At 65.8% G+C, this 22,575-nt stretch carries 21 protein-coding genes; 7 read left to right on the forward strand and 14 right to left on the reverse strand.

The annotated features are described in order from the left end of the window. Window positions 1–16: 16 nt before the first annotated feature. Both ABC728_RS10570 and ABC728_RS10575 read left to right on the forward strand, forming a co-directional pair. Window positions 17–826: an SDR family NAD(P)-dependent oxidoreductase gene (locus ABC728_RS10570; protein WP_416621486.1), complete on the forward strand. Its 810-nt coding sequence runs from the start codon at window positions 17–19 to the stop codon at window positions 824–826. A gap of 9 nt (window positions 827–835) precedes the next feature. Further along, a complete protein-coding gene (locus tag ABC728_RS10575) occupies window positions 836–1,621 on the forward strand; it encodes an SDR family oxidoreductase (protein WP_416621485.1) in 786 nt (261 codons plus the stop codon). Window positions 1,622–1,693: 72 nt separating this feature from the next. Here ABC728_RS10575 and ABC728_RS10580 read toward each other — a convergent pair whose 3' ends face one another. The 3 genes from ABC728_RS10580 to ABC728_RS10590 are packed head-to-tail and all read right to left on the reverse strand — an operon-like array spanning window position 1,694 to window position 5,869. Beyond that, window positions 1,694–2,533: a ThuA domain-containing protein gene (locus ABC728_RS10580; protein ID WP_416621484.1), complete on the reverse strand. Its 840-nt coding sequence runs from the start codon at window positions 2,531–2,533 to the stop codon at window positions 1,694–1,696. A 16-nt stretch (window positions 2,534–2,549) separates the two neighbouring features. Next, a complete protein-coding gene (locus tag ABC728_RS10585) occupies window positions 2,550–3,569 on the reverse strand; it encodes an NADP-dependent oxidoreductase (protein WP_416621483.1) in 1,020 nt (339 codons plus the stop codon). A 59-nt stretch (window positions 3,570–3,628) separates the two neighbouring features. After that, window positions 3,629–5,869, reverse strand: coding sequence for a TonB-dependent receptor (locus ABC728_RS10590; RefSeq protein WP_416621482.1), 2,241 nt, complete (start codon window positions 5,867–5,869; stop codon window positions 3,629–3,631). A gap of 367 nt (window positions 5,870–6,236) precedes the next feature. Between ABC728_RS10590 and ABC728_RS10595 the strand changes: the two genes are divergently transcribed. Further along, window positions 6,237–6,647, forward strand: a complete 411-nt coding sequence (locus ABC728_RS10595) for a nuclear transport factor 2 family protein (RefSeq protein ID WP_416621481.1) — start codon at window positions 6,237–6,239, stop codon at window positions 6,645–6,647. A 121-nt stretch (window positions 6,648–6,768) separates the two neighbouring features. Here ABC728_RS10595 and ABC728_RS10600 read toward each other — a convergent pair whose 3' ends face one another. The 5 genes from ABC728_RS10600 to ABC728_RS10620 form a co-directional block, all read right to left on the reverse strand. Further along, a complete protein-coding gene (locus tag ABC728_RS10600) occupies window positions 6,769–8,172 on the reverse strand; it encodes an aromatic ring-hydroxylating oxygenase subunit alpha (RefSeq protein WP_445376449.1) in 1,404 nt (467 codons plus the stop codon). A gap of 98 nt (window positions 8,173–8,270) precedes the next feature. Then, the gene (locus tag ABC728_RS10605; protein ID WP_416621479.1) at window positions 8,271–9,050 is read right to left on the reverse strand and encodes an SDR family oxidoreductase; all 780 of its coding nucleotides are present in this window, start codon (window positions 9,048–9,050) and stop codon (window positions 8,271–8,273) included. Then, the gene (locus ABC728_RS10610; RefSeq protein ID WP_416621478.1) at window positions 9,037–10,656 is read right to left on the reverse strand and encodes an AMP-binding protein; all 1,620 of its coding nucleotides are present in this window, start codon (window positions 10,654–10,656) and stop codon (window positions 9,037–9,039) included. The genes ABC728_RS10605 and ABC728_RS10610 overlap by 14 nt, the downstream gene beginning before the upstream one ends. After that, window positions 10,656–11,795: an acyl-CoA dehydrogenase family protein gene (locus ABC728_RS10615; protein ID WP_416621477.1), complete on the reverse strand. Its 1,140-nt coding sequence runs from the start codon at window positions 11,793–11,795 to the stop codon at window positions 10,656–10,658. The genes ABC728_RS10610 and ABC728_RS10615 overlap by 1 nt, the downstream gene beginning before the upstream one ends. An 8-nt stretch (window positions 11,796–11,803) precedes the next feature. Beyond that, the gene (locus ABC728_RS10620; RefSeq protein ID WP_416621476.1) at window positions 11,804–13,009 is read right to left on the reverse strand and encodes an acyl-CoA dehydrogenase family protein; all 1,206 of its coding nucleotides are present in this window, start codon (window positions 13,007–13,009) and stop codon (window positions 11,804–11,806) included. A gap of 179 nt (window positions 13,010–13,188) precedes the next feature. Here ABC728_RS10620 and ABC728_RS10625 point away from each other — a divergent pair, with 179 nt between their 5' ends. Both ABC728_RS10625 and ABC728_RS10630 read left to right on the forward strand, forming a co-directional pair. Further along, entirely contained in the window at window positions 13,189–13,527 is a 339-nt protein-coding gene (locus tag ABC728_RS10625; RefSeq protein WP_416621475.1) for a Rieske (2Fe-2S) protein, read from the forward strand. Window positions 13,528–13,584: 57 nt separating this feature from the next. After that, window positions 13,585–14,145, forward strand: coding sequence for a Panacea domain-containing protein (locus tag ABC728_RS10630; protein WP_416621474.1), 561 nt, complete (start codon window positions 13,585–13,587; stop codon window positions 14,143–14,145). 357 nt (window positions 14,146–14,502) lie between these two features. Here ABC728_RS10630 and ABC728_RS10635 read toward each other — a convergent pair whose 3' ends face one another. Together ABC728_RS10635 and ABC728_RS10640 are read right to left on the reverse strand one after the other, a co-directional pair. After that, entirely contained in the window at window positions 14,503–15,267 is a 765-nt protein-coding gene (locus ABC728_RS10635; protein WP_416621473.1) for a ThuA domain-containing protein, read from the reverse strand. Between the two features lie 18 nt (window positions 15,268–15,285). Beyond that, complete coding sequence (locus ABC728_RS10640) at window positions 15,286–16,047, reverse strand: SDR family NAD(P)-dependent oxidoreductase (RefSeq protein ID WP_416621472.1); 762 nt, start codon at window positions 16,045–16,047, stop codon at window positions 15,286–15,288. Between the two features lie 202 nt (window positions 16,048–16,249). On the opposite strand from ABC728_RS10640, the gene ABC728_RS10645 reads away from it, so the two are divergent. Next, complete coding sequence (locus ABC728_RS10645; protein ID WP_416621471.1) at window positions 16,250–16,660, forward strand: Zn-ribbon domain-containing OB-fold protein; 411 nt, start codon at window positions 16,250–16,252, stop codon at window positions 16,658–16,660. Window positions 16,661–16,688: 28 nt separating this feature from the next. Next, window positions 16,689–17,834 carry a thiolase family protein gene (locus ABC728_RS10650; protein WP_416621470.1) on the forward strand — a complete coding sequence of 382 codons (1,146 nt, stop codon included), beginning with the start codon at window positions 16,689–16,691 and terminating at the stop codon, window positions 17,832–17,834. A gap of 301 nt (window positions 17,835–18,135) precedes the next feature. On the opposite strand, the gene ABC728_RS10655 is transcribed toward ABC728_RS10650, so the two are convergent. Genes ABC728_RS10655 through ABC728_RS10670 form a run of 4 tightly spaced genes read right to left on the reverse strand, consistent with a single transcriptional unit; the run spans window position 18,136 to window position 22,296 of the window. Then, window positions 18,136–18,639 carry a nuclear transport factor 2 family protein gene (locus ABC728_RS10655; RefSeq protein ID WP_416621469.1) on the reverse strand — a complete coding sequence of 168 codons (504 nt, stop codon included), beginning with the start codon at window positions 18,637–18,639 and terminating at the stop codon, window positions 18,136–18,138. Window positions 18,640–18,655: 16 nt separating this feature from the next. Then, window positions 18,656–20,278, reverse strand: a complete 1,623-nt coding sequence (locus ABC728_RS10660; protein WP_416621468.1) for a 2-oxo acid dehydrogenase subunit E2 — start codon at window positions 20,276–20,278, stop codon at window positions 18,656–18,658. A gap of 20 nt (window positions 20,279–20,298) precedes the next feature. Further along, window positions 20,299–21,312: an alpha-ketoacid dehydrogenase subunit beta gene (locus ABC728_RS10665; protein ID WP_416621467.1), complete on the reverse strand. Its 1,014-nt coding sequence runs from the start codon at window positions 21,310–21,312 to the stop codon at window positions 20,299–20,301. Between the two features lie 15 nt (window positions 21,313–21,327). Then, complete coding sequence (locus ABC728_RS10670; RefSeq protein WP_416621466.1) at window positions 21,328–22,296, reverse strand: thiamine pyrophosphate-dependent dehydrogenase E1 component subunit alpha; 969 nt, start codon at window positions 22,294–22,296, stop codon at window positions 21,328–21,330. Window positions 22,297–22,575 lie beyond the last annotated feature (279 nt).

Consider the following 22,575-nt stretch of genomic DNA (forward strand, 5'->3'; position numbering starts at 1 on the left):
AGGGGGGGCAAGCGCCATGATCGATCGTGGATTGCAGGGCGCGCGCGTCCTGGTGACGGGTGCCTTGCGCGGGATCGGGCTGGCCACGGCGGAACGGCTGGTGGCGGAAGGGGCGCAGGTGGCCGTGACCGACCTGTCCCCGCCCGATGATCCGCTGGTGGGCCAGGTGGTGGGCCGGCTGGGACCGGCCGCCGACTATCTGCGCCTGGACGTGACGTCGGAGGCGGATTGGGACCTGGCGCGCGGCTGGGTGGAAAGCCGCTGGGGCGCGCTGGACGTGCTGGTCAACAATGCCGGAACCGACATGGTCGGCCCCGTCGATCAGGCCAGCCTGGAGGCATGGCACCGGCTGATGCGCGTCAATGTCGACAGCGTGTTCCTGGGCGTGCGGGCCTTCACGGCCGCCCTGGCCGCCGGCGGGCCGGCGCGGCGGGGCGGGTCCAGCGTGGTCAATGTCGCCTCCATCATGGGGCTGGTCGGGTTTGCCGAGACATCGGCCTATAATACCAGCAAGGGGGCCGTGCGCCTGTTCACCAAGGCCGTGGCCATCGAATTCGCGCAGGCGGGCAAGCCCATCCGCGTCAATTCAATCCATCCCGGCTTTGTCGAAACGCCGCTGCTGCATGTCGGCATGCAGCGCTGGGTCGATCAGGGCAAGGCGGCCCGGGCGCAGGATCTGATCGACGCCATCGGCGGCATGACGCCGGCCAGGCGGCTGGCCCGGCCGGACGAAATCGCCGCCGCCATCGCCTTCCTGGCCAGCGATGATGCCAGTTACATGACGGGATCGGAACTGGTCGTCGATGGCGGCTGGACGGCGCAATAGGGGGGCAGCATGATGGATCGTGATCTGAACGGGGCCGTGGCCCTGGTGACCGGGGCCGGTGGCGGCATCGGCCGGGCCATCTGTGCCGCGCTGTCGGGGGCCGGTGCGCATGTCCTGGCGGCCGACCGCCACTGGCCGGCCGATGCCGCCCCGGTGGCGGGGGAAAAGGCCATCCTGGATGTACGCGACGCCGACGCCTGGTCCACGCTGATGCGGGATATCCGCAAGCGTCACGGGCGGCTGGACGTGCTGGTCAACAATGCCGGCATCCCGCTGGTTGCCGCCATCGCCGAAACCACGCTGGACCAGTGGCGCCTGTGCCAGTCGGTGAATGTCGAAGGGCCGCTGCTGGGCATCCAGGCCGCGCTGCCGCTGCTGCGGGAAAGCGGGGCGGCCCGGCCGGGCGGCGCGTCGATCATCAACATCTCGTCGGTCGGCGGCCTGCGCGGGGCGCCGTTCAACGCCGCCTATTGCACGTCCAAGGCCGCGGTCCTGATGCTGACCAAGTCGGCGGCGCTGGAATTCTGTGCGCTTGGCTATCCGATCCGGGTCAATTCCGTGCATCCGGGCGCCGTCGGCACCGCCATGATCCAGGATATCATCGACCGTTATGTCGCGCTGGGGTCGATGGCGTCGGTGGAACAGGCGACGCAGGCCGTGAATGCCATGCACCCGATCGGCCGTCAGGCCCGGCCGGAGGAGATCGCGGCCGGCGTGCTGTTCCTGGCCTCCCCGGCCTCCAGCTATATGGTCGGGTCCGAGCTGGTCATCGATGGCGGCTATACCAGCCGGTGAACGGGCCGCCTGTCCTGGATACCGGTCCCGACAATGATCGGGACCGGTGGTCGGGACCGGTACGGCCCGGCATCAACCCGGCTTTCCCGCCGGCATGCCTGTGAAATTCCGTGCCCAGGGGCCGGCATCGGGGCCGGTCAGCCAGGCGACGGCATTGGACAGAAGCCGGCGATAGCCGGGATTACCATAGGCTGACGGGCCGTCGCCGCACTGGATATAGACGACAGGGCTGTTGCCCGCCCGCTTCGCCCAGGCGATCAGGTCGCTGCCGGGCGGGTGGTGCCAGCCATCATTGGCATGCATGCGGCCGCGCACGGCCAGATCGGCGGAATGGAAATTTTCCGCTTCGAAACGATGGCCGCTGCGCAGCAGGGGCAGCTTGTCCGCCTCGTTGATGCGGGTCAGGTACAGTTCGTCGGTGATGGTGAAACCGTCGTCCAGGCCGTCCGTGACGGGATGGTCGGCCACGACCCGCACGCGGTGGGTCACGTCATGGCGATAGCCGCTGTCGATGATGCCGCGGGCCGGGTCGGGCGTGTAATGGAAACGGCCGCCGATGATCTCTGCCCACCGGTCCCAGGCGGGCCAGCCGGCCAGGGCATGGTGCAGGAACAGCAGGGGTTTGCCCTCGGCCAGCAGCGCTTCCATGCCCGCCTTCATGGCGTCCGGCGGGTCGATCCGATCGGGCGGGGTGGCGGGACGGAACAGCAGCCCCGGCATGTCATAGAAGACCAGCAGGTCGAATGCCCGCAGCCGTTCCGGCGCCATCAGCCAGGGGGCGGCCGGATGTTCGACATGGGTCCAGGCCACATCCGGCAGCGCATCGAACAGGGCGAAGAAGGCGGGCCGGTCGAAGGGATGGCCCTTGGTGACCAGCAGCAGCTTCACCGCCGCATCATAGCGGATCACCATGGGCCAGCCCCCGCCTTCACGCCCAGTCGACTTCCAGCACGGTCTTGCCCACCGTCTGCCCCGCCATCAGCCGGCAGAAGCTTTCCGGCGCCCGGTCGATGCCGCGCGTGACATTCTCCAGCGCGACCAGCCGGCCTTCCGCCGCCCAGCGGCGCAGATCCTCCCGCGCCTGCGGCAGCGTTTCCATGTGCGAGAACAGAAGGAAGCCGCGCAGGGTCAACTGCTTGGCCACCACCTGCCACAGATTATGGACCGGCGTGGGGTTGGACTGGTTGTTGTAATCGCCGATCATGCCGCAACAGACGACGCGGCCGAAATCGCGCATATGCGGCAGCATGGCGTCCAGCGTCCGGCCGCCGACATTGTCGAAATAGATGTCGATCCCGTCGGGGCAGGCATCGGCGATGGCGGCCCCCAGGTCGGGGACGGCGCGGTAATCGATGGCGGCATCGAAGCCCAGCCGGTCCTTCAGCAGCGCCACCTTTTCCGCCGAGCCCGCCAGGCCCACCACCCGCGCGCCGCGCAGCCGGGCAATCTGGCCCGCGACGCTGCCCACGGCACCGGCCGCGGCGCTGATCACCACCGTGTCGCCCGCCTTCACCTGTCCCACATCATGCAGCCCGACATAGGCCGTCAGGCCCGACGGCCCCAGCGCGCCGACATAGTGGGACAGCGGAACGGCCGGATCGACCGCCAGCTTTTCCAAAAGGATGGTCTCTGCCGACAGGATGGAATAATCCTCCCACAGGTTCAGGCCCCAGACATGGTCGCCGGGCCGGAACCCCTCCAGGTTGGATATTTCCACCACCCCCAGCGTCGGGCCACGGATCACGCCGCCCAGCGGAATGGCCTGGAAATAATTGTCCTTGCCGTCCAGCCAGCCGCGGATGGCCGGTTCCATGGAGAAATAGAGGTTGCGCACCCGCATCTCCCCCGGACCGGGCTCCGGCACCGGCTGCTCGATGCGCTGGAAATCGGACGGCACGGGGGTGCCGCCGGGGTGCGCGCGCAGGATGATGCGCCGGTTGATACTCATTCGCGTGGCTCCCTGAACGGAAAGAACCGGCCGGCGGCGGAACCGCCGGCCGGGCGGCATCAGAATTCGACGCCGAGCTGGACGCCATAGGTCCGCGGTTCCCGCGCAGAGGCGAAGGAGAACAGGCCCGCCACGGTGAAGGCCGCCGTGGGGCCGCGATCATCCAGCAGGTTGCGGCCATAAAGGGTCAGCTTGGCCCGGTTGTCGCCCAGGTCGAAATTCATCGTCGCCGAGGCATCGACCAGGTTCTGCTTGTCCGACCGCACGCGCGGATCGTTGGCCAGGACGGTGACGTTGCCGGTCGCCGGATCGACCTGCGTCGGCCCCAGCGAGATCTGCTGGTCATAGGCGTCGATATAGCGGTAGCCGAGGTTGAACACCAGGTCACCGGCATCCAGCGGCACCGTGTAATCCAGCGCGATCGAGCCCGTCACATCCGGGGAATAGATCATCTTCACGGCCGAGTAGTCGAAATTCACCAACTGGCCGGCGGCATTGGGCGCACCCGTGATGAAGCCCTTGAACCCGGAATCCTGGATACCCAGCGAGCCGGTGACCTTCAGGTCATGGGTGACCCGCGCCGTCACGTCCAGTTCGATGCCCTTGATCGTGGCGGAACCGACATTGCTGACGATCGTCTCGTTGCCGGTGCCGACATTGGTGGGGATCGTGGTGTTTTGCTGCAATTCGTCATAGTCGGAATAATAGGCGGCCAGATTGACCTGCAGGCGGTTGTCCAGCATCGAGCTTTTGATGCCCGCCTCGTAGCTGTCCACGGTTTCCGGGCCAAACGGCGTGGTGGAGGAAACCAGCGTCTGCCCGCGGCTGGAGAAGCCGCCCGAGCGGTAGCCGCGCGACCAGGAGGCATAGATCATGTTGTTGTCATCGGGCCGGTAGTCCAGGACCACCTTCGGCGTGAACTTGCTGCCGCTGTAGCTGGCCTGCGGATATTGCGCCGGCCCGACGCGGTTGATCTGCTTCTTCTCGTCCCGGGTCCAGCGGCCGCCGCCCGACAGGCGCCACTGATCGCCCAGCTTCCAGTTGAAATCGCCGAACAGGGCATAGGATCGGGCGCGGCCGGTATTATACTGATCGGCGGCGGGGGTCATGGCGCCGAACAGGCGGGTGGCCTGGAACAGGTTGAACTTGCTCTCGTAATAGAAGCCGCCGATGACATAGTCGAAATTGTCGGTCAGGTTGCCGGCTCCGCGCAGTTCCTGGCTGAACTGCCAGTAATCCTGGATGCGGTTGGTATAGTACAGGTCGGCGGTGGAGGAGTCGAAATCCTGGGTCTGCGCCTCGTCGGAGGTGCGGTATCCCGTGACCGACGTGACATCCATTCCGTCGGTATCCAGGTTCATTTCCAGCGTGACGGCCGGGGATTTGTAGTTGGAATGGCCGGGCTCGCTGAAAATGGTGTAAAGGTCGCCGCGCGTATTGCGGTCGCACTCGGCCGCGGGGGCCATGGTGCAGATCACCTCGCCGGTCTGCGAGATGGAGGAATTGACCACGTCGAAATTCTGGACCTGCTTTTCCACGGTCAGCAGGGCCTCGAAATTGTCGGTCGGCGTGAACAGGAAGCTGGCGCCGAAATTGTCGTTATTATTGCCGCCCCGACGATCACCGTTCACGCCATGGCGGTAATAACCGTCGCTTTCATTGTGGAAATAGAAGAACTTGGCGGCCAGCTTGTCGGGGACGACATTGGCGTTCAGGATGGCGCGCATGGCCCAGGTGTTGAACTTGCCATAGCTCAGTTCCACCTTGCCGCCATTCTCCCCCGTGGGGCGCGACCGGCGGATATTGATGACGCCGCCGATCGTGTTGCGCCCGAACAGCGTGCCCTGCGGGCCGCGCAGCACCTCGATGCTCTCGATATCGAAGAAATCCAGATAGGCACCGGTGCTGGTGCCGATGAACACGCCGTCCACCACGATGGCCACGGTCGGGTCGAAGGATTTCTCAATATCCGCGAAGGACAGGCCGCGAATGGAGACATTGGCGGCAGCGCCACCAGAATTCTGTTGTGAAATCAGTACGTTGGGGGCAGAGCCCATCAGGTCGCCGATATTCAGCGTCGCCTTGCTTTCCAACTGCGCCGGTGTGATGGCCGTGACGGCCAGCGGCGTCTCCTGCAAGGTTTCCGACCGGCGGCGGGCCGTGACGATGATTTCCTCCAGCGCGTCGACCTGGGTGCCGGATGCGCCCCCGGTGGTCTGTGCCAGCGCCGGGGGGGTGCCGGTCAGCACCAGGGCCGCGGCGGCCAGCAGGGTGGAACGCAATGTGGGTGCGCAAGCCATGGTGGATATCCTCCCTGTGGATGTCTTTTTTTGTGGGCTTGTTTTGCAGCAACTCTTGCGGGCGGGGCACCGGTTCCGGCGTGTCAGAACGACGATGCACGCCTGCCCGTAAGTGATGATTGATGAGTCATTAATCACTATATTCACGGTCCCGTGGCACGTCAATCCACCTTTCCGGTCCCCCTGTCGATTTCTGTGCGTATTGGCGCCTTGGTTTGGGGGTATGGAAACCGGCGCAGACGGTTGCGGGGCGGGCTTGACAGGCCGGCGGCCGTCCCATCTAATGACTGTCGAATCATAAATCATAGAAAACCGGTGCGACGGGGCATTGTGCCATCCGGCGGCCGGCCCATGACGGAGGAAGACCATGCCCCAGACCGATGCCGCCGCCCGCAACCTGGCCACCGCCGAGGCGCTTTACGCCGCCACGGCGACGGGCGACTGGCCCCTGGCCGAAACCATGCTGTGCGAGGATCTGGTGATCACGGAGGCGCAGACGCTGCCCTTCGCCGGGACCTATAGCGGCAAGGGGGCGCTGCGCACGCTTTACGCCAAGGTGCTGGGCACCTCGCTGGGGCAGGCGACCATTGCGGTGAAGAACAGGATGGCGGCCGGCAATCATGTGGTCTACCTGCTCCAGCTTGTCCCGCCTGTCGGGGAACCGCTGGATCTGGTGGAAGTGTTCCATTTCGCCGAAGACGGGCGGGTCGCCGCCATCAAGCCCTATTACTATGACAGCGCCGCGGTGACGGCGGCCGTCAACCGGGCACAGGGCTGATAACCAACTGGCGATGAAAAGAACTCATCGCCAGTTGGTTCTGATCACCGTAAAATAGCCGGACAGCGGCCGGGCCTGGCGGAGGCGTATACCCCCGCCAGGCCCGTTTCCCGCCGGTGGATCAGTCGGCCAGATATTTATCCAGCGTGGCATGCAGGTGGCGCACCCGGATTTCCTGGTAATTGCCCAACTGCACCTCGCCATTCTTGGAACATTTCAGCCCGTCCTGGACGAAGGGCAGGTTTTCCATATCCTGCTGGAACACATCGCCCAGCACGCCCAGTTCCGGGGCATCGGTCCAGGGCTGGTCCGGGCCCAGGAGTTTCATTTCCACGGGCGGCGGCCGCGGCGCGTCGGCAGGCAGGCGGACCAGGATGCGCACTTCCATCAGGGTCTTGTCCTGATCCGGCCAGGGCCGCCAGCGATAGACGATGTTGGGCATGAACCCGCCCCAGGGCGCGAAATTGGGGAACACGTTGTAGACAAAGGCGTCCAGCAGCTCGGCATCGGTCACATGGCTGTGATCGTACCCGCTGTCCGCCTGATATTTCTCCCGGTTGGCGGCGGCCATGGCGGCGCGTGCCGTCATGCCGTCGGGCACATCCACGGCCATTTCGGTGCCGCCGGCCCGGCCGTTATATTTCAGGAACTCGTCCACGATCCATTGCTGCTGCTTGCCGGCCGGATCGACATGGGGGGACATGACAGCGAACGGCGTCAGCGCCGCGTTCACATGGTCGCCATAGGTGCTGTATTGCGTATTGGCATCGCCGGTGAAGGGCAGAAGCTGGGGGTGCGTCTCGATCGTGTGCCAGGCCTCCATGAAGGCTTCGGCCACCACCTTCCAGTTGGCATTCACCACCTTGCCCACCCAGATGACGGTCGTGCATTCCTCGTGCCGCCAGCGTTTGAAGAAATCGGGCAGGGGGGCCAGATATTCCTCCAGGCTGGGACCCTCGGCGGCTTCCCGCAGGAAGACATAGCCGGCCCAACGCCCGACCTGCGCCTCCGGCAGGGCCAGTTTCTCTTCCCGCAGGTGCGGGAAATCCCAGCGGCAGGGAATATCCTTCAGGCTGCCGTCATTGTTCCAGGCAAAGCCATGGAACGGGCATTTGAATTCCGCCGCCGATCCGCTTTCCAGCCGCAGCTTGCGCCCGCGATGCAGGCAGACATTGTGGAAGGCGCGGATCGACCCGTCCTGCTGCCGCGTCACCAGATAGGATCGGCCGGCATTCTCGTACAGCGCGTAATCGCCGGGCTGGGGGATATCCTCCTCCCGCGCGGCGAATTGCCAGACGCGCGGCCACATCCGTTCCTGTTCGCGGCGGAAGAAATCCGGGCTGGTGTAACGCGCGGCCTGCAGGGGGTCACTGCCCATATACTGGTAATTTTCCCGGCGCAGGAAATCGGGCACGGGGCGGGTGTCCGCATCCATCAGGTCGTTCCACGACGTGCCGGGACAGCGGGCCTCGCCGGGTTTGGGCTGTGACGAAAGATCATCTGGCACGGCAACCTCCCTGAACATGTTGTTTCGTTCGATCTTGCGTTGGGCGGACGCTTTCGGGGTCGGGCCGGCCGCTCCCCCGCGACGATGCGGGGGGCGTGCCCTTCGCCCGTCGCCGCCTAAACCCCGACCAGACCCGACGTGGTGCCGCCATCGGCCACCAGTTCGGCGCCATTGATCAGCGACGATTCCGCGCTGGCCAGGAAGCTGACCAGGGCCGCCACCTCTTCCACCCGGCCCAGGCGGCCCAGGGGGGAGATGTTGCCCAGATAGGCCAGCGAGGCGTCGGGGTCGGGCGTGTCGGCCACGGCGCGGCGGATGATCGGCGTGTCGATGATGCCGGGATGGATGGAATTGCAGCGGATATTGGTTTTCGTGCGGGCACAATGCACGGCCACCGATTTGGCCAGCAGGCGGACGGCACCCTTCGATGTCGTATAGGCGATGTTGGCCGGCAGGCCGACCAGGCCGTTGATCGAGGAATTGACGATGATCGACCCGCCCGGCCCGCCGGGATTGGCCTTCATGGCGGCAATCGCGTGCTGGCAGGTCAGCATGGTGCCCGTGACATTCACCGCCATGATGCGGTTCCAGGCCGCCAGCCCGATCGTTTCGATGCTGCCATCTTCATTTTCGATCCCGGCATTGGCAAAGGCGATGTCCAGCCGCCCGAACCGTTCGGCGATGGCCTGCATCAGGGCGGGCCAGGCGGCCTCGTCCGTCACGTCATGGGCGTGGAAATGGGCGCCCGTGTCCTGACAGATCTTTTCCGCCGCCGCCGCGTTGGACCCGGTGAAGACCACCTGTGCGCCGTCCGCCGACAGGCGCCGCACGGCCGCCGCCCCGATGCCGGCCGTGCCGCCCGTGACCAGGGCCACCTTGCCGTCAAGCCTTGTCATTCTCGCCTCCCTGTTCCTGCGCGATCCTTGCCGCGATGCGCTGGCGCAAGATGTCCTTGCGCACCTTGCCCGATGCCGTGCGGGGCAGGTCGGTGACCAGCTCCACCCGTTCGGGGAATTTCTGCCGGGCCAGCCCGGCGGCGGCCACATGGCGGGTGATGCCGTCCAGATCGGGCCGTTCCCCCGGCTGCGGCACGACATAGACGCAGACCGTCTCGCCCAGCCGGGCATGCGGCATGGCGACGGCCGCGACCTCCTGGATCCCCGGATGGCGGTGCAGCACATCCTCGATATCCTTGGCCGACAGGTTTTCTCCGCCGCGGATGATCAGGTCCTTCTTGCGGCCCGTGATGACGATGGCGCCGGCTGGTGTCAGGTGGCCGATATCGCCCGTGCGGAAATAGCCGTCATCATCCATCGCCTCGCGCGTCTGCCCTTCATCGGCATAGCCCATGAACAAAGACGGGCCGCGGACCAGGATTTCGCCATCCTGGCCCGGCTCCAGCCTCTGCCCCGCCTCGTCAACGATGCGGATGTCGTAATCGATGACCTTGCCGTCGGTGGTGGCGGCCAGTTCCGCCTCGTCGGCCCCCATGCAGCCCTGGGTGATCAGCGGCGCCTCGGTGCTGCCATAGACGCGGAAGGCGCGGCCGCGATCGAACAGCGCATTGGCGCGGCGGATCAGACCGGGCGGCACGGCGGCGCCGCCACAGGCGAAAATCTTCAGGGAGGGCAACCGCGATCCGGCCCGGTCCGCCGCGTCCAGCAATTCCTGGAGGAACGGCGTGGCGCCGATGGTGACATTCACCCCGTGCCGGTCGATCAGGGATACCGCCTCGTCCGCGTTCCAGCGTTCCATGAACAGCGTGCGCGTGCCATCGGTGAAAGGCAGCTCGATCCCGTTGGAATAGCCGGTGATATGCGTGACGGGCGAGGGCATCAGCATCAGGTCACCCGGTGCCAGCCCCCAATACCCCATGAAGATATGGGAGACACGCGCGATGGACCGGTGATCGTGCCGTACCGCCTTGGGCCGGCCCGTGGTGCCCGATGTATACATCACCAGTTTCAGCGCATCGGCGGATATTCTCGGCCAGTCGATGCGCCGGCCCCGGCCCGCCTGGATCAACCCCTCCAGGGTCAGCGGCGCCTGTGCCGCCCGCACCTGCACCACATGGCGCAGGTCGGGCAGGGATGGCCGCAACCCGTCCAGCATGGCGGCATAATCAAAGCCGCGATAGGTATCGGGGATGAAGATCAGCCGGCTTTTGCAGTCGGCCAGGATCAACCCCACCTCCGCCCCGCGATAGATGGGCACGATGGGATTGCAGACCAGACCCAGCAGCCCGGCCGCAATATCGATCAGCACGGCTTCCATCCAGTTGGGCAACTGGAAGCTGATCACGTCGCCCGGTCGCAGGCCCAGATCCCAAAGCCCGACGGCCAGCGCCTCGGCATCGGTCAGCAGCGCGGCATAGGTGCCGGGATGCTGGTCATTGTTCAGGAAGGCGACGGCATCGGGTGTTCGCGCGGCATGCTGGCGGGCCAGCGCCGCCAGGGGCTGCGCGGTCCAGCCGCCGGGTGCAAGGTTCACAGCCGCCGCCATCAGGCATCCCCCCCGTCAAAACCGGCGGCCGTCCAGCCGCCCAACCGGTCCAGATGCCAGCCAGCCCCGCCGAACAGCGTTTCCAACAGCATCAGGCGACGATAGTAATGCCCGATGACATACTCTTCTGTCATGCCGATCCCGCCATGCAATTGTATGGATTGCTCCCCGATCAGGCGGGCGGCGGCGGCGCTGCGCGCCTTGGCGGCGGCGGTCAGGACGGGGGCGTCCCGGATGGCGGGGCCGCCCGTGCCGGCCGCGATGGCCGCGCCGATCGCGGACCATGTGATGGCGGCGGCCTCCTGCGCGGCCAGAACCATGTCGACCATCCGGTGCTGCGGCACCTGGAAACTGCCGATGCTGGTGCCGAACTGCGTCCGGGTTTTCAGATAGTCCAGGGTCAGGCGGTTTGCCGCCTCCATGGCGCCCACCGCCTCGGCACACACGGCCAGGGCGGCCATCCGGTTCAGCCGGTCCAGCAGGGCCGCGTCGCCGCCGGGCAGCCGGTCTGCCGCCGCGACCCGCACATTGTCCAGTGTCAGGTCGGACACGGGCCGGTCATCGATGCTGCGCGCATGCGCCAGGGTGACGCCCGCGGCCGTCGGGCACAGCAGGAACAGGGCGGTGTCGCCGGCCAGGTCGGCCTTGACGATGATGCGGTCGGCGGCGGCACCGTACAGCACGAAGCCCCGGCAGCCCGACAGGCGATAGCCGTCCCCGTCGGGCCGGGCCGTCACCGGCGCCCCGTCGCCGGCGGCATCATCCTGGGCAAAGGCCAGGATGGCCTGTCCCCCGGCGATGGCGGGCAGCCATTGTGCCTGCTGTTCGGCACTGCCGCCGGCCGCCAGCGCGCCTGCGGCCTGCACCAGCGTGGGCAGCAGCGGTTCCATCAGCAGGCCACGGCCCGCGGCCCGCATCAGCACGGCCAGTTCGGCCAGCCCGCCGCCGGACCCGCCATGATCCTCGCCGATGGCGATGCCCAGCCAGCCGAGTTCGGCATAGCGCGCCCATTCGGCCCGCCCGAACCCATCGTCGGATTTCAGGATGGCCGCACGGCGGTCCGGACCATAGGCGTCGGTGATGAAACGATCGACGCTGTCGGCCAGCAGGCTGCGGTCTTCTTGGGTGAATGCCGACATGTTGCTCCCTAGAGGCCGAGAACGGCCTTTGCCAGGATGTTGCGTTGAATCTCGTTGGCACCGCCATAGATGGTGGTGGCGCGGTCGTGCAGATGTTCGCGGATCATGCCGGGCGCACCCGGCACCCCGACCGCCGGCGCCTGCCAGCCCGGTTCCAGACCTTCCGTCTGGTAGACCAGGCCCTTGACGGCCAGCGCATCGACCATGGCCCCCGTTATCCCCTGGATCAGTTCCGATCCCATGATCTTCAGGGCCGAAACCTCCAGCCCCGGCGTGGACCCGGCCTCCGCGGCGGCCAGATATTCGTTGCATACCGCCTCCAGTCCCAGCAGCCGGGCGCGCAATTCGCCCAGCCGGCGGCGCCAGTGCGGATCATCGGCCAGGGGCCGGCCGCCATCGCGGATTTCGGCCAGCGTGCGGCGCAACTGGTGCAGCAGGCGGGTGGATTTGCCCACCTCCGCCCCCAGCAGGCGTTCATTGTTCAGCAGGAACTTGGCATAGGTCCAGCCGCGCCCCTCTTCCCCCACCAGATGGTCCGCCGGCACGCGGACATCGTCCAGGAACACCTCGTTCAGGTGGTGGCACTTGTCGATGCTGATGATGGGCCGCACCGTGACGCCCGGTGCCTTCATGTCGATCAGCAGGAAGGAAATGCCGTTCTGCGGCTTGCCGTCATTGCCGGTGCGCACCAGGGCGAACATCATGTCAGCCCATTGCGCCATGGTGGTCCAGGTCTTCTGGCCATTCACGATGTAATGGTCGCCGTCCCGCACGGCGCGGGTCTTGATATTGGCCAGGTCCGACCCCGCCCCCGGTTCCGAATAACCCTGGCACCACCAGGTGTCGGTGCTGCGGATGGCGGGCAGGAACCGGTCCTTCTGCGCCTGGCTGCCGAAGGTGTAGATCACGGGGCCGGCATAGCAGACGCCGAACGGGGTCAGCCAGGGCGCGCCCGCCTTGCTGGTTTCATCATCGAAGATGGCGCGCTGCAGGGGGGTCCAGTCCTGTCCGCCATACTGGCGCGGCCAATGGCCGACGATCCAGTCCCTGTCGAACAGGATCTTCTGCCAGCGGACATAATCATCCTTGCCCAGATGCTGGCCCGACAGGACCTTGTCGCGGATATCGGCGGGCAGGTGCGTGGCGCAGAAACGCTGCACCTCCGCCCGGAATGCCTGGATGGCCGGGTCGCGCATGAGGTCGATCCCCAACATGGCCTTGCTCCGGATTTTGAATGATTGGTGAGTCACAAATCAGACTAGATCGGGGACGCGGGTTCGTCAACGGCCTGAAGCGGGGAAGAGTGATTTTTACGTTGACTGATGAATCAAGGATCAATCATCATCGGGCATCAACCCCTTGTTCCATGCCGCTTTCGCGCAGGATGACATCCATGTCCGCCGATATTGCCGCCGAAAACCCGACCTATCACGACCTGCTTTCCGCCGATGACCTGCCGCCGGGGCAGATGCGCCTGTTTTCCCTGGCGGGGGAGGAGGTGCTGGTCTGCCACGCGGCGGGCGGTTTCTTTGCCCTGCGCAACCGCTGCCCGCACGCGCAATCCCCGCTGGATGGCGGGCGGCTGCGCCAGAACAGCATCTCCTGCCCCCTGCACGGCGCCCGGTTCGACCTGATCACCGGCCGCGCCCTGGGCAGCAGCGGCTATCGCCCGCTGACCTGTTTCCCGGTGAAGGTGGAAGACGGGCGGGTGCTGGTGGGCATGAAGGGGTAGGGGGGGCTGGCCATTTTCGGATGGCAGGTCATGGCGGCTATGGGATAGGATGCCGGTATGAACATGATGAACATGCCCGTCCTGAAATTCCAGTATGATGAGAAGAAGGCGGTCGAGGCGCTGACCCACATTGCCTCGAAATGGCCGGGCGTGACCGTGTTCTTTGCCTCCAAGATATTGTTTTTCGCTGAAAAATATCACCTGAACCGCTATGGGCGTCCCATTGTCGCGGACACGTTCATCGCCATGCCGAACGGGCCTGTTCCGTCATCTGTGTATGACATGATCAAGGGACGGGTCGATTTGCTGGGCGATCCTGAATCCGTGTTCACCGCGATTGAGGTTGGTCAGAAATCGTACCCACAGGTCCGGGCCCGCCGCGCGCCAGACCTGGATGTATTGTCGCCCAGCGATGTCGAATGCCTTGACGAAGCCATCGCCTTTTGCCGGCAATATAGTTTCAGCGCCTTGTCCAGCCTGACCCATCAGGAACGGGCGTGGATGGAAGCCCCGGTCAATGGCCCCATGGATTATCAAGCCATGATCGATGAGGAGAACCCCGCCAGGGCGGACATTCTGCAAGACGCACGGGAATTTGCGGCATACGGTGTTCTGTGACGCCGGGGCATGTCTATGTCATTCACACGACACTGGCATCGCCGCCCAAGGACAAGCTGACCCTGTGTATCTGTGCGGCCGACACCCTGTTTGTCTGGATAAACACCGATGCCAGACACCATGGGATCGGGCAGTTTCCACTGAAGGCCGGTGATCATCAGGCACTGTCCCGTGATTGCCATCTCGACCTGTCCCGGGTGACCACCTTTCCACCCCGCGAATTGTCAAGGGCGCTGGACCGGGGCGTTATACCAACTTGCAATGAGTAGAACTCATCGCAAGTTGGTCCGGCGGCGACTGCCGCCGCGCGCCACATGCCGCGTGCGCCCGAGCAACGGATGTTGGCGCCGGCCTTGATCAGAACCCCGGTGTTGCCCCCATGGCGCCGCGGCCGATGGCCCAGCGGATGCCCCGGCGCAGCAATTCATAAAAGACGGGGCTTTGCCAGGAACAGCGCTCGCTATGGGGATATTCCTCCATCAGGGGACGCAGGTCGTGCTTGCCCCGGCAATGGCCCAGCACCAGATACAGCACCTGCCCCGGCCCGTGATCGCGCAGATACAGCACGGGATGGTCGGCTTCCGGCCAGTCCTCCTGCACGAAGGGGGCGCAGTTCCCGCCCCAGCGCGTATGCAGCAGGGTTTGATTGCCGGGGCTGACGGTGCCCAGATACAGCTCATCTTCGACCCAGAAATTCTTCAGGCCGGCGGTCAGGGGGTGGGTGCTGTCGGTCACCTGGATTTCGTAGCGGCAGATGGGGGGATGGGCGCGGAACTGGCTGCCCAGCATGTCCGACAGATCATCATCCAGGTCGGGGCAGTCGATGCGCCCATCCTCCAGAAACCGGATGACGGAATTGGTGCCGTGCAGGGCGAACCATTTGCCGCCCTTGGCCAGGAACCGGCGCAGGCCGGCCTGTTCGGCCGCACTGGGCACCACATCGCAGGTATAGGTGATCAGTATGTCGGCCGCCTCGATCTCCGCGATGCGGCTGTAATCGGGCCCGACCTCCACCCTTATATCCTCATGCTCGGCCAGAAGCGTCAACAGCTCCAGCCGCGCGAAATTGATGTCATGATACTTGCCGCCGGCGACCAGATAGACGTCGATCCTGCTGGACATGGCCCATCCCCCCTGCCGTCAGAGCTGCACGCGCTTGGTATAGCCGCCATCCACCACCAGATTGACGCCGGTGACCCAGCTTGCCGCCGGGCTGGACAGGAAGGCGATGCAGGATGCCACCTCTTCCGGCGTGCCCAGGCGGCCCGACGGCTGTTCGGCGATGGCGGCGGCATAAAGGTCGGGCAGGTCGGTGCGGAACCCGTCCCAGGCGCCGCCGGGAAATTCCGTGGGGCCGGGGGACACGACATTGACCCGGATGCCGCGCGGCATCAGCGTTTGCGACAATTGCTTGGCATGGATGATCAGGGCCCCTTTCAGCGCGTTATAGGCCATGGGCGCCATGAAGGTTTCCACCGCCGCCGTCGTGCCGGTGATGGTGATCGCCCCCTGGCCCGATGCCTCCAGCGCCGGCAGGGCCGCATCCACGGCGCGCAGCGTGCCCAGCACATCGACCTGAAAGGCATCGTGCCAGCTTTGCTCCCCGTTCATGCTGCCGCCGACGGAGACATTCGGGATCAGGATGTCGATCCCGCCCAGCGCCTCGCCCATGCGCGCCACCCAGTCACGCACCGAATCCGCGTCCCCGGCATCCATGGCGGCACCGGCAACCTTCACGCCCAGACCGGATAGTTCGGCGACCGTGGCCTCCACCTCTGCCGGCTTGCGGGCGCCGATGGCGATGTCGCAGCCTTCCCGCGCCAGAAGCTCCGCCACGCGCCGGCCGATGCCCCGCGTGGAACCGGTGATCAGCGCCTTGCGCCCGCCCAGCCGAAGGTCCATCGCCTATCCTCCCCAGATGTCCGTTGTTGATGATCCCATTGTCGAAGGGGGCGGGAAGGGGATGCTTTCACCCCCTTCATGAATTGACAAGCAACCGCGCCCATGTTCATTATTATGACTGATGAATCAAAAGTCAACGCCTGGGCTCCCGGAAGCGGCGTTGACCCCCACCCGAATGGCTGAACGCGACGGAGGAACCATCATGGCGATGGAGGGCAGGCCGCTGGCCGACAATGTCTTTACCTGGCCCGGCGCCGATCCCGCCCTGATCGGCGGTGTCGATGGGCGGGGCCGCATCCGCTTTCCCTTCATGGGCCGTCCGGGCGAACGGCCGGTGGAACTGGCGCGGCAGGGCACCTTGTGGAGCTGGACGGTCCAGCGTTTCCTGCCCAAGCAGCCGCCCTATCTGGGGCGGGAGACGAAGGCGGACTTCCAGCCCTTCGCGCTGGGCTATGTCGAATTGCCGGGGCAGGTGCGGGTGGAAACGCGGCTGGTGGATTGCGTGCCGGAGGATCTGCGCATCGGCATGCCCATGCGGCTGACCATCCGGCCCCTGTTCCGTGATGAACAGGGGTGTGACCTGCTGATGTACGCATTCCGCCCGGTGGCGTGACGACCGGGAAGGCTGGGAGGAACAGGACATGTCGGATGTCGCGATTGTGGGCATCGGTATCCATCCGTTCGGACGGACACCGGACCGCACAGGTTTGGAACAGGGGGCCTTCGCCGTGCGTCAGGCCCTGGGCGATGCCGGGATCGCGTGGGGCGATGTGCAGTTCGCCTATGGCGGCAGCCAGGATGGCGGCAATGCCGATACGATGGTGGATGAACTGGGCCTGACGGGCCTGCAATTCATCAATGTCGCCAATGGCTGTGCCACGGGGGGCAGCGCACTGATTTCTGCCTATGGCGCCATCCGGTCGGGGCAGTATGATCTTGGGCTTGTCGTCGGGTTCGACAAGCATGAACAGGGATCGTTCCGGGTGCGCCCGGCCGATTGGGGCCTGCCGGAATGGTATGGAGAGGTGGGGTTTGCGCTGACCACGCAATTCTTCGCCATGAAGATCCAGCGCTACATGGCCCTGCACGGCATCACCGATGATGCCCTGGTTCGCGTGGCGGAAAAGGCCTTTGCCAATGGCGCGCTGAACCCCCATGCCTGGCGCCGCCGCGCGCTGTCCTATGCGGAGATCGCGCAATCCACGATGATCAGCGATCCGCTGCGCCAATATATGTTCTGTTCGCCGGGCGAAGGGGCGGTGGCCCTGATCCTGGCCAGCCCGCAGAAGGCGGCAGAATTGACACGCCATCCCGTCTGGTTGAAGGCGGCGGCCATGCGCACGCGCGGGGCCGGATCGTTCGAGGTGTTCAGCCCCGGCCTGTCGGTGGACGATGGGGAGGGGGCCACCCCCATCGCCGCCCGCGCCGCCTTTGCCATGGCCGGTATCGGCCCGGATGAGATCGACATCGCCCAGCTTCAGGATACCGAAAGCGGGGCGGAAATCATGCATATGGCCGAAAATGGCTTCTGCCGGGACGGGGAGCAGGAGAAATGGCTGCGCGACGGCCTGACCCGGCTGGACGGGAAATTGCCCGTCAACACCGATGGCGGCTGTCTGGCCAATGGGGAGCCGATCGGCGCATCGGGCCTGCGCCAGGTCTATGAGACGGTGTTGCAATTGCGCGGGCAGGCCGGGGCGCGGCAGGTGCCGAAACCGGTCCGCACCGGCTACACCCATGTCTATGGCGCGCCCGGCGTGTCGGCCGTGACGATTTTGGCGCGGTAGGGGAAAGCCTGCCGTCTTCCCCGGCCTCCTGGCGGGGAAGACGGAACAGGCTGGTCAGGGCAGGGGTCACCCGCAGACTTGCACAATAATGCGGGCCGTTTGCCCTGATCTAATACCAACTTGCGATGAGTAGAACTCATCGCAAGTTGGTCCGGCGGCGACTGCCACAGCACCGCTCGTTCGGCGTAGCCCAAGCCAACGAATGTTGGCGCCGGCAATTGAGGGCGGTGATTAGAACCTATTGGTTCTAATCACCGCAAAATAGTATAAGAAACGGTCCGGGGACCGCACCGCTCCTTAATCAATCCTGCCAAAGCGCATAGACAGCGTCGGAAGGGGCCTGACCGCCCCGATGTTTCATCAGCGCGAAGACCCCCTGATCCCAGGACACGCTGCGCGGCGGGCTGGCGTTCCAATCCATCAGATACTGGCGATGGCTGAATTTCCATACGCCGTCCCGCCTTTCATACCGGTCCAGATAGCGGCCATAAAGAAGGCTGTCCGTGTCGTCTCCGGCCCCGGCGGCCAGCGTCAGGCTGTAGATTTCCCCTACCGCCCGGTCGCCGCGAATGTCGAACCATTCATTGCCGGCCATGTGGAACGACCGGGCCAGCCCGCCCGTCGCCCCCACGGCCAGGGCGCAGAAATCCGCCGCCGGCCCCGTGAAATAGCCGAAATCGACCGTGGCATCCGGGTGCCAGACGCTGCGCAGCAGCGCCTCGTCCGCCCGGTCCACGCCCCGGCAATAGGCCATGTTCAGTTCATGCAGCGCCTGCTTGGCCAGCAGGATATCCAGATCGCCCATGGCACTGTCTCCCCTTTCAGCTCAACAGCCCCAGCGGCTGTTCCAGATGCTGGCGCAATGCTGCCAGGAAGCGGGCACCGACCGCCCCGTCAATGGCGCGGTGGTCGCAGGACAGCGTCACCGACAGGACGGACCGGAACCGCACCCCACCATCCGGCCCCTCCTGCGCGTCGCGCCGCGTGGCGCCGACGGCCAGGATGGCGGCCTGCGGCGGGGCGATGATGGCCTGGAAATCCCGGATGCCGAACATGCCCAGATTGGAAATGGCGAAGGTGCCGCCGGAAAGGTCGGACGCGGTCAGCCGCCGGTCGCGGGCACGGGCGGCCAGGGATGCGGCCTCTGCCGCGATGGCGCGCAGCGGCCGGCCGCCGGCATCATGCAGGACCGGCGTGACCAGCCCGCCCTCGATCGCCACGGCGATGGCGATATTGGCCTGGGTGAACCGACGCATGCCCGCGTCGGTATATTGCACATTCACATCGGGCACGTCCGACAGGGCCAGGGCGGATGCGCGGACGATGAAATCATTGACCGATATCTTCTGTCCCGCCATGGCGTTCAACTGTGCCCGCAGGGTCAGCAGATCATCCATCAGGATGTCGGCAGTCAGATAGAAATGCGGCACGTCGCGCTTGGCGGCCGTCAGGGCCGTGGCGATGGTGCGGCGCATGGCGCTGTGCGGCACCAGATCGCCGCCGGTGACCGTGGGATCAGGAACGGGGGCCGGGGCGGCGGCGTTGCGCACATCCTCCTTCGTGGCATGGCCCTTCGGCCCGGTGGGCGTGACGCCGGACAGGGACACGCCCAGATCGGCCGCCAGCTTGCGCGCAGCGGGACCGGCGGGCGGGGTGGCGGCGGGGCCAGGCGTGACGGTCAGGCCGCTTTCCCCGGCAACGCGCTCCACATCCTGCACATTCACCCGACCGTTGCGGCCCGTGCCGGCCAGCCGGGTCAGGTCGATGCCCAGCCGGTTGGCCAGCCGGATGGCGTGGGAGGTGGCATGGACGGCCCGGTTGCCGGCGGCAATGTCCGGGCCCCCGGCCACAGGAGACGCCGCGGGAGACGCCGCGGGAGACGCCATCGGGGCCGCCGCCGCGGGGCGGGCGGCGATGAAGGCCTCCACATCCTCCTGACTGATCCGGCCATTGCGGCCCGTGCCGGTGACAAGCGACAGATCCACCCCGTTCCGGTTGGCGATGCGCCGGGCCATGGGGGTTGCCGACGCCGTCTCGTTCCGGTGTTCCAGATCGGGATCACTGACCGATGCCGGCGCCGGACCGGTGCCGGCATCGGTCATTGCGGGCGCCGGGGCCGGGTTGGGGGCGGGCGCTTCCGCCGGTTCCGCCGCCGGGGCATCCCCCCGGATGAAGCGGTCGATCTCCGCGTCCGGCACGCCCGCATCGGCGACGATGGCGATCAAGGCACCCACGGGCAGGGTCTGCCCCACGGGGGCCACCAGCCGGCGCACCGTGCCTTCCAGGTCGGATTCCAGCGTGTTGACGATCTTGGCAGTTTCGATATCGACGATTTCCATGCCGCGCGTGAGGGTCTGCCCCTCCGCCACGTGCCAGTTGGAGATCGTGCCTTCCGACATTTCCAGGCCCCATTTGGGCATGATGATCGGGGTGATGGCATTCATCGCGTCGCAACCCCTTCGTGTCAGCGGCCGGAAAGCACTTTGCGGATGGCCGCCTCGATCTTCTCCGGCGACGGAAGATAGGCTGCCTCCAGCTCGCGCGCGAAGGGCACGGGCGTGTGCGGGGCCGTCACCTGGATGATCGGGGCCTTCAGATGGTGGAAGGCCTTTTCCGCGACCATGGCCGCGATGTCGGCCGCGACGGAGCAGCGTGGCGGGCTTTCATCCACCACCACCAGCCGGCCCGTGGCCCGCACGCTTTCCAGGATGGTTTCCTCATCCAGCGGGCTGGTGGTGCGCGGGTCGATCAGGTCGCAGGTAATCCCCTCCGCCGCCAGCCTGTCCACCACGCCGGCCGCCAGCGGCACCATGCGGGCCAGGGCGACCACGGTCACATGCTCCCCCTCGCGCACCATGGCCGCCTCGCCGAACGGGATGGTGTAATCCCCGTCCGGCACCTCGCATTCATCCATGTACAGCGATTTATGCTCGAAGAAGATGACGGGATCATCGTCGCGGATGGCGGTCAGCAGCAGGCCCTTGGCGTCATAGGCGTTAGACGGCACCACCACTTTCAGGCCGGGAATGGCGGTCAGCAGGGGATAGATCGTCTGCGAATGCTGGGCCGCCGCGTTCATGCCGCCGCCGCAGGTCATGCGGATGACCAGCGGCGTGCGCGCCTTGCCGCCGAACATGTAGCGGAACTTGGCCGCCTGGTTCAGCAACTGATCCAGGCAGACGCCCACGAAATCGGCGAACATGATCTCCGCCACGGGGCGCAGGCCGGTGAGCGCCGCGCCATTGGCGGCACCCACGATGCAGCTTTCGCTGATCGGCGTGTCGATCACCCGGTCCTCGCCGAACCGGGGCAGCAGCCCCTTGGTCAGGCCGAAGACGCCGCCGGCGGCTTCACGTTCCCCCGACGTGCCGCCGGCACCGCCGGACACATCCTCCCCCAGCACGATGACGCGCGGGTCGCGTTCCATTTCAAGATGCAGGGCGTCGTTGATCGCCTGGCGCATGGAAATCCTGGGCATGGGTCAGGCTCCCGCTCAATAGCTGATATAGACGTCGGTCAGGACGTCGGCTTGGGTGGGGGCGGGGGCGGCGACCGCCTCGCGCACGGCGCGGTCGATCAGGTCATGCACCTCGCCTTCCACCTGATCCAGATCGCTGCCGGGCAGCAATCCTGTTTCCGTCACCCGCTGGCGGAAGATTTTCAGGCTGTCATTCTCCGCCCGCAGCCGCGCCACCTCGTCCTTGGCGCGGTAAAGCTGGGGATCGCCCTCGAAATGCCCGAAGAAGCGGGTGCATTCGGCATAGACGGCGCAGGGGCCGCCGCCATTGCGCGACAGTTCCGTTGCCTGGCGCATCGCCTCATGGACGGAAAAGAAATCATAGCCATCGGCCTGGAACACAGGCATGCCGAAGCCTTCGGTGCGGCGCACCATATCCTTGCTGCCGACCGCATAGCTGAAACCGGTATGTTCGCTGTAGCCGTTATTCTCCAGCACGAAGATCTTCGGCACCTTCAGCACCACGGCCATGTTCATGGCCTCGAACACGGTGCCCTGGTTGCTGGCGCCGTCGCCGCTGAACGATACGGCGACACCGCCCGTCTTCAGCACCTTGGCCGTGATGGCCGCCCCCACGGCGATGGGCGGGCCGCCGCCAACGATGCCATTGGCACCCAGCATGCCCTTGTCCAGGTCGGCGATGTGCATCGACCCGCCCTTGCCCTTGCACAGCCCGTCCCGCCTTCCATAGATTTCCTTCATCATGCCGATGACGTCACAGCCCTTGGCGATGCAATGACCGTGGCCGCGATGGGTGCTGATGATCTTGTCCCGTTCCGTCAGATGTTCGCACACCCCGACGGCCACGGCCTCCTGGCCCGCATAAAGATGGGTGAAACCGGCAATGCCGCCGCGCTGGATATCGACATGGATCCGTTCCTCGAACGCCCGTATCGTCACCATCTGGCGGTAGGCGCGCAGCATCTGCTCGCGGCTTATCTGCATGGAAATCCCCCTATGATGCCGGATGGTCCGGACGCCGGCGACTTCAAGGGGCAGTACCCCTTTCCTGCCCGCCTTGAACGACCCCGTTCCCCCGACAATGATTTTTGATTCATTAGTCAATGTAACGTCGCGGCCCTGGCCCGTCAACGGCCCTTCCTGCAGGATTTCAGGATTTTGCCGCCGCGCAATCCACCGATTGCGGGCACAGGCGGAGTGTGCCAAAATGACTTACGAGTCACCAATCACATTCCGGCAGTCCCGCCAACCACCGCAGCCAAG

The organism is Niveispirillum fermenti (assembly GCF_052474395.1).